The organism is Streptomyces sp. NPDC056883 (assembly GCF_042788835.1).
GTDB lineage: Bacteria > Actinomycetota > Actinomycetes > Streptomycetales > Streptomycetaceae > Streptomyces > Streptomyces stoeckheimensis.
Genome location: NZ_JBHUBS010000001.1, coordinates 325,563 through 338,287, shown reverse-complemented (window position 1 = coordinate 338,287; position 12,725 = coordinate 325,563). Strand labels below are relative to the sequence as shown.

Here is a 12,725-nt window from a genome sequence, read left to right as displayed (position 1 = left end):
GGGGCCGGCCTGCGGGAGCCGCCGGCCGGGGGCTCAGGAGGCGTCGGCCTTGGTGAGCGGCTTGCCTTCCTCGTCGCGTTCGCGGCCCGGGGTGGGGAGGTCGAACTTCACGATCGCCCAGCGGAAGAGCACGTAGTAGATGGCGGCGAAGGCCAGGCCGATCGGGATGAGCATCCAGGGCTTGGTGGCGATGCCGTAGTTCACGATGTAGTCGATGGCGCCGGAGGAGAAGCCGAAGCCGTCGCGGATGCCGAGGGCGTAGCAGACGGCCATCGAGACGCCGAAGAGGAAGGCGTGGATCGCGTAGAGCAGCGGGGCCACGAACATGAAGGCGAACTCGATGGGCTCGGTCACGCCGGTGACGAAGGAGGTCAGGGCGACGGAGATCATCATGCCCTTGACCATGGTCCGGTTCTCGGGGCGTGCGGCGTGCGCGATGGCCATGGCGGCGGCCGGGAGCGCGAACATGTAGATCGGGAAGCCGCCGGTCATGAACTGGCCCGCGGTCGGGTCGCCGGCGAGGAAGCGGGCGATGTCTCCGTGCACCTCGGTGCCGGTGGCCGGGTTGACGAAGCTGCCCGCCTCGAACCAGGGGAAGACCGAGAAGAAGTGGTGCATCCCGATCGGGATGAGGGCCCGGACGACGAGGCCGAAGAGGCCCGCGCCCCAGGCGCCGGTGCCGACGAGCCACTCGCCGAAGTGGAAGAACCAGCCGCCGACGGTCGGCCAGACCACTCCGAATACCACTCCCATGCCGACGCCCGCGAAGGCGCTGAGGATGGGCACGAGCCGGCGGCCGCCGAAGAAGCCGAGCCACTCGGGCAGCTTGGTCCGGCTGAAGCGCTGGTAGAGGAGGGCCGCGACCAGGCCCATCACGATGCCGCCGAGGACCTTGGCGTCGAGGGGCTCGCCGTCCACGCCCTTGGGGAAGGCGGGGCTGGCGAGTACGGCCTTGAAGACCAGGTAGCCGACCACGGCCGCCAGTGCGGTGGAGCCGTCCGACTTCTTGGCGAAGCCGACGGCCACGCCGATCGCGAAGAGCAGCGGCAGGTTGGCGAAGACGGTGTCACCGGCCGCCGCCAGGACCATCGCGAACTTCTGGATGAGCAGGGGGAAGTTCTCCCGGCCCAGCAGGTCGGCGCCGCCGAGCCGGGTCAGCAGGGCCGCGGCCGGCAGCGTGGCCACGGGCAGCATCAGGCTGCGGCCGATGCGCTGCATGACCGGCATGATCCGGCCCGGCTTCTTTCCGGCGGCCGGTGTGACCGCGGCGGTGGCCGTACTCATCTGGTGCTCCTCGTCGAGCGGGGTGGTGGGGACGACTCGAAGGTAACCAGTGGTTTTGGATTGGTCAACAGTGGTCCGCAGTGGTCTTTCACAAAACATCAACATGGGGCCTTAGGTCCCGTGAACACGCGGCCAGAAGCCCGATCGAGTGGTAGCGAGTGGTATTCTCGCTCCCATGACCGACGACGCTGCCATCGCCGACGCCACCTCCTCGCACACCCGCGCCGCGGACCCCCTCTGGGCCCAGGCCGCGGACCGCATCCGCGAGGAGATCGCCCGACGCGGCCTGTCCGAGGGCAGCAAGCTGCCGCCCGAGCGCGAGCTGTGCACCCGGCTGGACGTTTCCCGCGTCACCCTGCGCCGCGCGCTCGCGCGCCTGGTCGAACAGGGTCTGGTCACCGCCTCCCACGGGCGCGGCTGGTTCGTCGCGGCGCCGGTGGCTCCCGCGCCCGCCCGCGAATGGCCCAAGGACCTGGAGTCCTTCACCGCCACCGCTCGGCGCAAGCACATGCGCGCCAGCTCGGTGGTCCTGCGCCACGACACCGTCACCGCGTCCCTGGACGACGCCGACCGCCTCGACGTGCCCGCCGGCACCCCGCTGCTGCGCCTGGAGCGGGTCCGGCTGCTCAACGACGTCCGGATCGCCGTCGACCGGACCCTGGTCGTCGCCGAACTCGCGCCGGGCCTCGCCCGCACCGACTTCCGCGAGACCTCCCTCTTCGAGGAACTGCGCCGCTGGGGCGTCGAACCCGACCGCGCCGAGGCCACCATCGAAGCGCGCAACGCCGACGGGGAGCTGGCCGGCCACCTGGGCATCGCCGAGGGCGCGCCCGTACTCGTACTCGACCAGACGGTGTACACCAAGCAGCAGCGGCCGCTGCTGCTGTCCACGGTGGAGTACAGCGGGGACCGCTACCGGCTGCGCACCACCCTGCAGACAGACTGACACCGCCCGTCCGGGGCGCGGTAGCCCCGTTCGGCACCCTCCGGAGCCTCGTTCGGCACCCTCCGGGAACCCCGTTCGGCACCCGTCGGACAGCCGAAAGCCCCGGCCCGGGCGGTCGCCCGCCCGGGCCGGGGCTTTCGGGCGCCGGTCAGATTCCCGCGAGGAACTCCAGCAGTGCCCGGTTGAAGGCCTCCGGCTGTTCCACGCCCGGCAGGTGCCCGGCCCGCTCCACCACGGCGAGCACCGAGTGCGGGACCAGTGCGTGCAGGGACTCGGCCTCGGCGACCGGGGTGTAGACGTCGTCGCGGCCGACCACGATCAGGCAGGGCACCTCGGCCGGCAGCGCCGCGAGCACGGGGGCGTAGTCGGGCCGCTCGGCCCGCCCGCGCAGGGCGGCGGCCGCACCCTCGGGGTCGGTGGCGTACATCATCCCGGTGACCTCGGCCGCGGCCTCCGGCATCCCGGTCACGTTGTACGGCGCGAGCATCTTGTCGATGACCTCGTCGGTATAGGGCTTCATTCCCTCCGCGAGGAGCCGCTCGGCAAGGTTCCGGCGGAAGGTTTTGCCGTCTTCCGTTTCCGGCGGAGCGGAAGTGTCGGAGAGGACGAGGGCCCGCACCCGGCCCGGGTGGCGCAACCGCATCTCCATGGCGATCTGGCCGCCCATGGACACTCCGCCGACGACCGCCTGTTCGACGCCCAGACGGTCGAGCAGACCGGCGAGATCATCGGCGAAGTCCGCGAGCAGCGTTTTGCCCGGCAGCACCGGACTTTTCCCGTATCCCCGCAGGTCAGGGGTGATCACCCGGTAACCGGCCGTGGTCAGTGCGGCCGTCTGGGGGGCCCACATCGAGTGGCTGAACGGATGTCCGTGGATCAGGATTACGGGGGCTCCGTCGCGGGGACCCAAGTCCTCGAAAAAGAGTGTCACGCCATTGCCAATTTGGGGGTTCATGAGAGGACCCTAAGGGGCTACATTGAGCCACTCGCGTTCACCTGACAGCCCGTTGCCTTTCACCCGTGTTTTGCACGGGGGGCGACGTCAGGGACGCAGACTGTGCAACCACCCCACCGCCCAGAAGGACCGAAGGCTCCGTGCCCGTACCCGTACTCCTCGCCGGCCGCTCCGTGCGGCTTGAGCCCCTCGCCCCCCACCACACCGAGGCCTTGGCCCTGGCCGGGGCCGAGGATCGTACGACTTACGCCTTCACTCCCGTACCTCACGGGTTGCAGGCGTCACACGAGTACATCGACCGTGCCCTCGCCGATCAGGCGGCGGGTCGATCGCTCCCGTTCGCGGTGGTCAGAGCCACCGACGATCGGGTGGTCGGTTCGACCCGGTTCCTGGAACTCGATTACTGGCAGGGGCCGCTGGTGTGGCCCGCCGTGCCGGGGGTCCCGTTCGGCGATCCGGCTACGGCGATCCCCGATGCCGCCGAGATCGGCAATACCTGGCTGTCCCCCGCGGCCCAGGGCACCGGCATCAACACCGAGGCGAAGCTGCTCATGCTCCGCCATGCCTTCGAGACCTGGGGGGTCCGGCGGATCTCGCTGCGCGCGGACGCCCGCAACGGACGCTCGCGCGCCGCGATGGAACGGCTCGGGTTCACCAGCGAGGGGGTCCGCCGGGCCCATTCGCGGGGCCTGGACGGCGCCGTGCGCAGTACGGCCTTCTACTCGATCCTCGACGAGGAGTGGCCGACCGTGCGGTCGGTCATCGAGCTGCGGCTGTCGGCCGCGGCGCAGCGCAAGCGGCGCCGCAAGACGCTCATCCCGGCGTAACGGTCCTGCTCCGAGGTCCCGCAGGCCCCGGCCCCGGCCCCGGCCCCGCCCCCTGCCCCGCCCCCTCTTCCCGGTGTCAGCCGAGGAAGGCGGGGGCGAGGGCCGAGGTCATCAGCCGGGCCGGGGCCCCGCCGCCGTCGGCGGGCAGGGAGTACAGGTCGGCGCCGAAGTCCCCGGGCAGCGAGTAGACGACGGTCTTGTCGTCGGTCCACACCACCTGGTCGTCGACGCTGCGCTCCTCGGCGAGCGGAGCCTCGGCCATCGTGGCGAGGTCCAGGACGTACAGCCGCCACGGCGCGTCCGGCGACAGGCCCGGCACCCGCTTCTTGAACACCAGCCGGGTCCCGTCGGGTGACAGGGACGGGCATTCCAGGTTCTCGCGCAGCGTGGTCACCGTGCGCGCCGCGAGGTCGCCGCGGACCAGGTGGGTCTGGCCGCCGGTGGCCAGCGTCGCGTAGAAGGTCCGTTCGTCGGCGGCGAAGGTGACCCCCCAGAAGTTGACGTCCGCGTTGCGGTAGGTCTTGCCGTCCTTCTGGATGGTGAAGTCCTCCAGCGAGGCGTCGTACGTCCCGCTGCGCAGGTCCAGCAGGGAGGTCCGGGTCGAGAAGTTCGTACCGGCGTACGAATCCCCGCCCACGAAGACCGTCCAGGCGACCAGGTGACCGCCGGGCGAGACCCTGGCGCGGGTCGGGATGCCCGCCAGCGGGCGGGTGGCGACCTCCTTCAGCCGGGCGTCGAGGACCACCGCCTTGTAGCCGTCCTGCACCCCGCCCTTGTCGGCCTGGAGGCAGACCCCCGTGCCGGCGGCCGCGTGGAAACGCAGGCAGCTGACCCCGGAGGCGGTACGCGGACCTTCGGGCGCGCCGGCCGCCGCCGTGGCGAGCTCGTCGCGGTGCGGCCCCCAGGCCATGTTCCGGAAGACGATCCGCCGGCCGCCGTCACCCGCGGCGAGGGAGACCTCGCCGCGGGTGATGGGCGGCCCGCCGGCCTGGACCCGGTTCTTCTCCTCGGCGCGCGAGGAGGCCCGTACGACGGCGAGCGCACCGATGGAGGCGAGCAGCACGACGGCGGAGACGAGGATCAGGATCCGGCGCTGGAGGGGCATGGGTGGCGGCCCTTTCGGAGGCTACGGGGAGAGGCGCGACGGTCGGGGTGCGGTCAGGACGTCCAGATCCCCGTGATGTCCTTGGCGGTGGCCGCGTTCCCGGCGTGGGTGGTCAGGCCGGACAGCCCCTCCAGGGTGCGCAGCACGTCGTAGTGGTTGTAGGTGGTGGAGGTACTGGAGCCGGGGGTCACGGACTGGCCGTAGAGCACGGTCGGGATCTTGTTCCCGGCCAGCCGGTTGTCCTCGTCGAAGGTGACCACGAGCAGGCTGTTGTGGGTCTTGGCCCAGTCCGCGTAGGCCTTGACCTTGTTCTTGAGCCAGGTGTCGCCGGTGCCGACGGAGCAGTCGTGCATGTCGTTGCAGAGGTCCGGGACGACGAAGGACACCCGGGGCAGGGTGGTGAAGTCCGAGGGGAACTGGGTCATGGTCTTCGCCGTGGAGGTGGGCACGTTGGAGAACGCGAACCAGGGGTTGTGCTTGCGCGCGTACTTGCCGCTGGAGCAGGTGGTGGAACCCTGGCCGGGCAGCCCCTCGTTGTAGCTGGCCCAGGTCTTGCCCGCGGCGATCAGCTCGGAGGCCAGGTTGGGCGCGGAGCTGAAGCCCGGCGTGTAGCAGCTGTCGCCGGTCACGCCCTGGTTCGAGCCCGAGAAGAGCTGCATGTAGTTGGGCTGGCTCGGGTGCGTGATGCCGTACGACTGGGTGAGGTTGGCTCCCCCGGCCTTCAGGGAGTTGATGTACGGGGCGCTGGAGCTTCCGATGACCTGACCGTAGGCGTGGTTCTCGAAGACCACGACGACTATGTGGTCGGGTGCGGGCAGCCCGGCCGCGTGCGCGGGCTGGGCGGCGCCGATGCCGGCCCACAGCGCGGTGCCCGCGGCGGTGAGGCCCAGGGCGGCGGCGAGGGCGGTCTTGCGGCGGGACCGTAAAAGCGACATGCCGAACACGGAAGTTACCTCCGGGCAGGGGGGCTGGGGGCGGCGCGGAGGTACCGTACCGAGCGGCATGTGCAGAGGCCAGGGCTACTCGGCGAACAGATCGGGAACTCCGCACAGCCTTTTCGCGCCGGGCAACGCGCTCCCCTTCGGAACACCAAGAGACGTAAAAATCGGGAACCCTCGAGCACGTACGCTCATCTTTCGAACGAAAGCAGTCCAACCCCGCCCCCACGGGGCAGCACCAGCCGGAGAGCCACCGCACATGTCGCACGCACCCGACGGACAGCAGCAGCCGTACCGACCCGCGGAGCCGTACCGACCCGCGGAGCCGTACGGACCCGCGGGAACGTACGGACCCGCGGAGCCGTACCGGCCCGAGGAGCCGCGCCGGCCGTCCCGGGTCCGGCGGTGGGTGATCGCGGGTGCCTCCGTCCTCGCGCTCGCGGCCGTCGCCTCGCTCGTGATGAGCCACTACGAGATACCGCCCTTCACCGACAAGGGCGACTCCGTCTCCTTCGGGCAGCTGCCGCCGTCCGGTTCCGCCGGGGGCGACACCGGTGGAGCGGCGGTCACCCCGCCGCCGAACTCGAAGATGTCGATGCCCACCGGCCCGGCGGCGGACTTCAAGAACTCGATGACCCTGCCCGACGGCACGCACGTCGCCGTCACCACGATCACCGGCAAGAAGTCCGGGTTCAAGGGCAAGGTCTGGGTGTGGGCGCCCAAGGAGTACAACGACCCGAAGTTCGCCAAGAGCGGCTTCCCGGTCATGATCGCGCTGCCCGGCGGTGCCGGTTACCCGAACAACTACTGGATGGGCACCGACCTGGGCCTCCAGACCAGCATCAGCAAGTGGTACTCCGAGGGCAAGAGCAAGCCCTTCATCCTGGCCATGCCGGTGCTGAACCCGGGCCCGGACGACAAGGGCGTCTACTGGGACGGCTCCGACATCCCGGGCCAGCCCAAGATGGGCACCTGGCTGACCGAGGACGTCCCGGACCTGATGCGGGAGAACTTCCGCACGGTCAAGTCCCGTGACGGCTGGGCCTACATGGGCTCTTCCACCGGCGGCTTCGCCAGCCTGAAGGCCGTGCTGAAGCACCCGGACAAGTTCAAGGCCGCGATCTGCTCCGGCCCCGACATCGTCCCCGACTCCTCCCTGTGGACCGGCCACGACAAGGAGAAGGCGGAGAACAACCCCGAGCTGCTCGCCAAGGCGCTGATCGACAAGAAGGGCAGCCCGGACGTCTACCTGGCGTTCCAGGTCGGCACCAACGAGAGCAACAAGAACACCCTGCCGAACGTGCAGAAGTTCATCGCCGCCTACGGCAAGGGGCCGATCCACACCGAACTGAAGATCATCCAGGGCGGCCAGCACAACGCCAAGACCTACGTGCCCAACATGGGCGAGGGGCCGATCCAGTTCATCAGCAAGGTCATGGAAGGACCCGTCGAGTAGTCACCGCGCCCACGCGCACCGGCTCCGTGCCCTCCGGATCCCCGCGCCCCGGCCCGCCGAACACCTTCGGCGGGCCGTCGCCGTTCCAGGGCGCCCAGCCCGGGTCCCCGTCGACGGCGAAGCGCACCCAGGCCGCGTGCATCTCCCGGGCCAGCTCCTGCGGGGCGTCCGGCCCCGCCAGATGGGAGGCCTCGGGTACGTGGAGGGTGTCGAAGACGAAGCCCAGCTCCAGGGCGTGACAGGACCCGAGGCCCGGGATCCCGGAAGGCCACGCGAACTCGTACACGAAGCTCGGCGCGCTCCGCCCGGCCGCGCCCGCCAGCGCGCGCAGCGGATCGCGCAGCAGCCGGTCGGTGAGCAGGTGGCCGAGGAGGTCGGCCGGTCCCGCGCCGGGCCGCTCGGCGCGCAGGGCCCGTACGGCGGCCCGGTCCTTGCCGGAGCGAATCCGGCCCAGGGCCACGGACAGCGGCCCCAGCCGGTCCAGTAGCCGCATCGTGCCGGTCGGGGCCAGCCAGAGCCGGTACTCCTCGGCGGTCCAGCCCAGCAGCAGCGGTACGTCGCCCCGCGCGGCCGCCGCTCCGAGCGGATCGGGCGGCAGCGTCCCGGGGTCCGCGACCAGGCCGAAGGCGGGGCCGCCGAGCAGCGGAGAGGAGCGGCGCAGTACGGCCGCCTGGGCCGCGAGCAGATCGGGCAGGGCCGCCCCGGCGAAGGCTTCGGCGGTGGCGGGGACCTTGAGCAGCGCGGCCATCCGCCGGACCATGGTGCGCACCCGGTCCCGCGGCAGCACCTCGGGGGCGCCGCTCTGCAGGACGGCCTGCCGGAAGAGGCCCGCGGCGCGGGGTGCGGCGAGCAGGGCGCCGATGCTGATGGCGCCGGCGGACTCGCCGAAGACGGTGACGCGGCCGGGGTCGCCGCCGAAGGCCGCGATGTTGTCCCGCACCCAGGCCAGGGCGGCGATCTGGTCGAGCAGCCCGCGGTTGGCGGGGGCGTCGGGGAAGAGGCCGTAACCGAGGACGCCCAGGCGGTAGTTGACGGAGACGAGCACCACGCCGTCGCGGGCGAAGGCGGAGCCGTCGTAGACGGGCACGGCCGAGGAGCCGCGGGTGAGGGCGCCGCCGTGGATCCACACCATGACGGGCAGCGGGGCCGACGGAGCCGGGTCCGGGGTCCACACGTTGAGGTTCAGGCAGTCGTCACCGGGGACCTCGGGGTCCGCCAGCAGCGCGGCGAACGCCTCGGGGTAGGGCACCTTGGGCGCGGTGGGGCCGTACGCCCCCGCGTCGCGCACGCCGTCCCAGGCCTCGGGCGGCTCCGGCGCGGCGAACCGGCGGGCCCCGACGGGCGGGGCGGCGTAGGGGATGCCCCGGAAGACGGTGATGCCGCCCGGCCCGGTCCTGCCCTCGACGACGCCGAAGGCGGTCCGGACCCGGGGGCGGGGACGGTCCGGGTCCGGGGTCCCGCTCGCCGCTGCGGCCATCACGTCCTCCTGGGGTCGGGGCTCCCGGCCGGGGCTCCCGGGATCGGGATCCACGGCCCCGGATCCCCCGGGGCCGCTGAATGCGGTGTTCCGCACGGCGCCGGTCGCACGGTCGCACAGGCATGCGCGGGGTGACAAGGCGTGACCCCTCCCCGGGCGCGCCGGGTTGGGCGGAGCATGCGATCCCTGTCTCTCCCCCACCCCATTCGGAGCCTCGTCCGGGCCGGATCGGTCCCCGTCCTGCTGCTCGCGGCCACGGCCACGGCCGGAGCGGCGGCCGGCGGCAGCGCGTACGCGGCCGACGGCCCGACCACCGCCCTCGGCACCCCGACGGCCGTCGGGCCCGCCTTCCAGTACCTCGGCACGGACGACCGCCCGCACGGCATCGACTCCCCCAAGGGCTGCGTGGAAGCCCTGGGCGGCGGCGGGCGGGCGGTGACGAACAAGACCCGCCGCTCGGTGGCCCTGTACCGGGAGCCGGGCTGCGTGGGCACACCGGTGGAGGTGCTGGCGCCGGGCACGGTCATGCCGGTGCGCCCGTACTTCTCCTCCGCACGCTTCTCGGCCGGCTCGTAGCGATCCGAGATCACCAGCGGCCCATCGGCCGTGACCCTTGGGCGCTCCCCGCGTTGTATGCCATGTCAAACGCCGCAGCTTCTCTTCTCTGCGGCACCCCATTCCTCTCTAGGAGATCTTGATGTCGCGTATCGCGAAGGCATTCGTCATCACCGCTGCCGCCGGTAGCGCCCTGGCTGCCGGTGCAGGTCTGGCGGCTGCCGACGCCGGTGCGAACGGTGCGGCGGTCGGCTCCCCCGGTGTCCTGTCGGGCAACCTGCTCCAGGTTCCGGTGCACGTCCCGGTCAACGTCTGCGGCAACACCGTCAACGTGATCGGCCTGCTGAACCCGGCGTTCGGCAACACCTGCATCAACGCCTCGGGCCACGACGGCGACCACCACACCGAGGGCAACTACGGCGGCTGAATCGCCTGGTGACCCGAAGGGCCCCCGCCTTCCGGCGGGGGCCCTTCCTCGTGTTCTGGGGTCCTGGTGGCCGCCTGGTTTCCCCGTGTGCCCGGCTGCGGCCTGCTCGCCGGGGCTCATTCGTAGCGGTAGATCCCCTGGTGGCCGAGCATCTCGCGCGGGGTGACGTCCCACGGCGGCATCGGCTCGTCCAGGGCGATCACCCGGCCGCGCTGGAGGTCACCGAGTGCGAGCGGGGCGGCGGGCAGGTAACCGGAGGCCGGGTGCCGCTGCTGCCAGCGGTCCCAGAGCAGGTCCACGAAGGCGTGGTGCAGCCAGAAGGCGGGGTCGTTGGGGGCCGTGCCGCCGGTCATGTGGCCGCCGATCCACTGGTGCACCTTGTTGTGGTTGCGCCACTTCTCGCTCTTCGGGGCGGCCCAGCCCTCCAGCTTGTTGCGGAAGCCGCCGCGCCCGGCCGTCGAGTCCCAGGGGGAGCTGTCGTACAGCGGGTCGTCGATCGCCCACTGGAGCTCGGCCGGGGTCGGCAGGCTGATCGGGTTCTGCGGCCGGCCCAGGTTGCGGGTGAGGAAGGCGGCCTCCGTGATGCCCACCGTGACCGTCCAGTTGCCCTGGCCGTAGGCGAACGGGCCGGTCATCACCTGGCGGTCGCTCGCGCGGCCGGTCCCGCCGAGGAAGTCCTCGGCCCACAGGGAGGAGGCCGGGCTGTTGTCGGTGGTCCAGTCCCAGTACGGGATGGTGACGCCCGGGTCGACGGTCTGGAGTTGCCGTTCGAACTCCAGCAGGTAGCGCCGGTGCCAGGGGAAGAAGGACGGCGACATGTGCCCGACGCGCAGCTTGCGGTCCCGGTCGGGGACGAAGTACTTGTCGTGGGTGCGGACGAACGCGTCGTAGGTGCCGTTGCGCTTGAGCTCGAGCACGGCCGCGGTGAAGCGCTTCTTCTGCGCACTGGTCAGGTTCTTCTGGTTCTGCCGGGTGTACACGCCCTGCTACTCCTGTCCCCCGTGGTGCGCGGCGGCGAACGCCAATTGTGTGGTGCCCAGTTCGTCCACGGCCGCGCGGGCCAGCTCCAGCGGGGTCGCGTAGGACTGGAAGTGGTTGATCCCGCTCAGGTACGTGCCGTCGGAACGGCGCATGACGTGCAGGGCACGGCCGTCGATGCGGACGGAGGTCCCCGCCGGGTCGACGGCGATGTGCCGCCCGCGGTACGTCTCCTCGCCCGCCGGGGTCAGCGGTGCCGGTGTGAGCGTCTGCCGGGGACGGCGGGCCCGCAGTACGGGGGCCAGCGCCGCGGCGGTGCCGGCGAACACGGCCGCGGTGAAGGCCGTACGGAGGACCGCGCGGCGGGTGAGTGGTGCGGCGAGTGCTGCGTACATACGGTCTCCCTCGCTCGGTGGCCGGTGGCTACGGGTCTAACGCGGCGCGGCGGGCGAGGTCACCGGGAGCACCTACTCCTGTTCGGTGTGTTTGTAGTAGAGGGTGGTCGCCACGAGGCGGCCGGCCGGGTCGGTGGCGTAGTCGGGGATGGAGCCGGCCTCGGTCCATCCGGCGGCGCGGTACACCCGCTCGGCCGCACTGCCGCTCTCGGTGTCGAGGAACAGCAGCAGCACCCCGGCGCGGGCCGCGGCGGCTTCGGCTTCGGCGAGGAGCGCGCGGCCGGTGCCGCGGCCGCGGGCCCCGGGGTGGACCATGAGCTTGCGCACCTCGGCGCGGTGACGGCCGTTGGGCTTGGTTTCCCGGCTCCAGCTGACGGTGCCGTCGACCCGGCCGTCCGGCCCCCGGGACACCCACAGGGCGAGCGAGCCCTCTTCGACGGCGGGGCGCAGGGAGTCCCACCAGGCGGCGGCCTCCCGGTGGTCGAGGTCGGCGAGGAAGCCGATGGAGGAGCCGCCGCGCACGACGGCGAGGAGCAGGGCGGCGAGCTCCTCGCGGTGTGCGGTCAGGGCGGCGGCGTCGTCGATCCGGGTGAGGGACGGGAGGGAGGCGAGGGAGGGGTCCATCCGACCGAGGATAGGGATCAGGCGGTGGTGCGCTGGAGCCGGGGCAGGTGCAGATCGCGGAAGATCGCGGTCATGCGCAGGGCGAAGACGAGGCCCGCCGACACGACGATGTTGCCGGTGTCCGGAACGCCGGCCCAGTGCAGGCCTAGGTAGGACAGCGCCCCGGCGAGGGCGGCGGTCGCGTACACCTCTTCGCGGAGCAGCAGCGGCGGGAACTCCCCGCAGAGCACGTCGCGGACGACCTCGCCGGTGACGCCCGTCAGGACGGCCAGGATGAGCACGGCGACGGGGGTGACGTGCGCGTCGATGGCGGCGCGGGCGCCGATCACGGTGACCACGGCGAGGCCGACGGCGTCGACGACCATGAGCGTGCGGTGCGGGAGCTCGCGGCGGCGCAGGTAGAGCATGGTGGCGACGGCGACGGACCCGATGAGGACGAGCAGCACCCAGTCGTGGGTCCAGTAGAGCGGGTGTCGGCCGAGGATGAGGTCGCGCAGGGTCCCGCCGGAGATGCTGGCCGCGAAGGCCAGCACGAGCCCGCCGAAGGGGTCCATGTTGGCCCGGTGGGCGGCCAGGACGCCGGAGGCGGCGAAGGCGGCGATGCCGAGGAGGTAGAGGGCGTGCAGCATGGCGCCTCCTTCGAGGGGCGGGGTCCGGGCGGGGCCGGACGGCGGGTGGGCGGCAGCGGGCACCGGGCAGCGCACGGCGGGGCCGGCCGGACCCGAGCGGTACGAGGGATCCCGTAGAGCGTGCCGGAT

At 72.0% G+C, this 12,725-nt stretch carries 14 protein-coding genes; 5 read left to right on the top strand and 9 right to left on the bottom strand.

The annotated features are described in order from the left end of the window. Positions 1 to 33 precede the first annotated feature (33 nt). Positions 34 to 1,284: a PTS transporter subunit EIIC gene (locus tag ACFRU2_RS01700; protein ID WP_382966584.1), complete on the bottom strand. Its 1,251-nt coding sequence runs from the start codon at positions 1,282 to 1,284 to the stop codon at positions 34 to 36. A gap of 175 nt (positions 1,285 to 1,459) precedes the next feature. Between ACFRU2_RS01700 and ACFRU2_RS01695 the strand changes: the two genes are divergently transcribed. After that, positions 1,460 to 2,230: a GntR family transcriptional regulator gene (locus tag ACFRU2_RS01695; protein ID WP_382966583.1), complete on the top strand. Its 771-nt coding sequence runs from the start codon at positions 1,460 to 1,462 to the stop codon at positions 2,228 to 2,230. Between the two features lie 148 nt (positions 2,231 to 2,378). On the opposite strand, the gene ACFRU2_RS01690 is transcribed toward ACFRU2_RS01695, so the two are convergent. Beyond that, positions 2,379 to 3,185, bottom strand: a complete 807-nt coding sequence (locus ACFRU2_RS01690) for an alpha/beta fold hydrolase (RefSeq protein WP_382966582.1) — start codon at positions 3,183 to 3,185, stop codon at positions 2,379 to 2,381. A gap of 140 nt (positions 3,186 to 3,325) precedes the next feature. On the opposite strand from ACFRU2_RS01690, the gene ACFRU2_RS01685 reads away from it, so the two are divergent. Beyond that, on the top strand, positions 3,326 to 4,012 hold the full coding sequence (locus tag ACFRU2_RS01685) for a GNAT family N-acetyltransferase (RefSeq protein WP_243332231.1): 687 nt from the start codon (positions 3,326 to 3,328) through the stop codon (positions 4,010 to 4,012). Between the two features lie 76 nt (positions 4,013 to 4,088). On the opposite strand, the gene ACFRU2_RS01680 is transcribed toward ACFRU2_RS01685, so the two are convergent. Together ACFRU2_RS01680 and ACFRU2_RS01675 are read right to left on the bottom strand one after the other, a co-directional pair. Beyond that, complete coding sequence (locus ACFRU2_RS01680; protein WP_382966581.1) at positions 4,089 to 5,117, bottom strand: TolB family protein; 1,029 nt, start codon at positions 5,115 to 5,117, stop codon at positions 4,089 to 4,091. A gap of 53 nt (positions 5,118 to 5,170) precedes the next feature. Beyond that, positions 5,171 to 6,052, bottom strand: a complete 882-nt coding sequence (locus tag ACFRU2_RS01675) for an alkaline phosphatase family protein (protein WP_382966580.1) — start codon at positions 6,050 to 6,052, stop codon at positions 5,171 to 5,173. A 262-nt stretch (positions 6,053 to 6,314) separates the two neighbouring features. Here ACFRU2_RS01675 and ACFRU2_RS01670 point away from each other — a divergent pair, with 262 nt between their 5' ends. Beyond that, the gene (locus ACFRU2_RS01670; protein WP_382966579.1) at positions 6,315 to 7,511 is read left to right on the top strand and encodes an alpha/beta hydrolase; all 1,197 of its coding nucleotides are present in this window, start codon (positions 6,315 to 6,317) and stop codon (positions 7,509 to 7,511) included. Here the strand turns inward: ACFRU2_RS01670 and ACFRU2_RS01665 are convergent. Next, positions 7,489 to 8,988: a carboxylesterase/lipase family protein gene (locus tag ACFRU2_RS01665; RefSeq protein ID WP_382966578.1), complete on the bottom strand. Its 1,500-nt coding sequence runs from the start codon at positions 8,986 to 8,988 to the stop codon at positions 7,489 to 7,491. The two genes, ACFRU2_RS01670 and ACFRU2_RS01665, sit on opposite strands and share 23 nt — an antisense overlap. Before the next feature lie 177 nt (positions 8,989 to 9,165). Between ACFRU2_RS01665 and ACFRU2_RS01660 the strand changes: the two genes are divergently transcribed. Together ACFRU2_RS01660 and ACFRU2_RS01655 are read left to right on the top strand one after the other, a co-directional pair. Next, a complete protein-coding gene (locus ACFRU2_RS01660; RefSeq protein ID WP_382966577.1) occupies positions 9,166 to 9,564 on the top strand; it encodes a hypothetical protein in 399 nt (132 codons plus the stop codon). 121 nt (positions 9,565 to 9,685) lie between these two features. Then, positions 9,686 to 9,970, top strand: a complete 285-nt coding sequence (locus ACFRU2_RS01655; protein ID WP_382966576.1) for a chaplin — start codon at positions 9,686 to 9,688, stop codon at positions 9,968 to 9,970. Positions 9,971 to 10,086: 116 nt separating this feature from the next. Here the strand turns inward: ACFRU2_RS01655 and ACFRU2_RS01650 are convergent, their stop codons facing one another. The 4 genes from ACFRU2_RS01650 to ACFRU2_RS01635 all read right to left on the bottom strand — a co-directional run bounded on the left by ACFRU2_RS01650 (position 10,087) and on the right by ACFRU2_RS01635 (position 12,596). Further along, positions 10,087 to 10,950, bottom strand: coding sequence for a tyrosinase family protein (locus ACFRU2_RS01650; protein ID WP_382966575.1), 864 nt, complete (start codon positions 10,948 to 10,950; stop codon positions 10,087 to 10,089). Positions 10,951 to 10,956: 6 nt separating this feature from the next. Then, positions 10,957 to 11,343 (bottom strand): tyrosinase cofactor, encoded by a 387-nt coding sequence (locus tag ACFRU2_RS01645; RefSeq protein ID WP_250738109.1) that lies wholly within the window; start codon positions 11,341 to 11,343, stop codon positions 10,957 to 10,959. 72 nt (positions 11,344 to 11,415) lie between these two features. After that, a complete protein-coding gene (locus ACFRU2_RS01640) occupies positions 11,416 to 11,967 on the bottom strand; it encodes a GNAT family N-acetyltransferase (protein ID WP_382966574.1) in 552 nt (183 codons plus the stop codon). 17 nt (positions 11,968 to 11,984) lie between these two features. Beyond that, complete coding sequence (locus ACFRU2_RS01635; RefSeq protein ID WP_382966573.1) at positions 11,985 to 12,596, bottom strand: trimeric intracellular cation channel family protein; 612 nt, start codon at positions 12,594 to 12,596, stop codon at positions 11,985 to 11,987. Between the last annotated feature and the right edge of the window lie 129 nt (positions 12,597 to 12,725).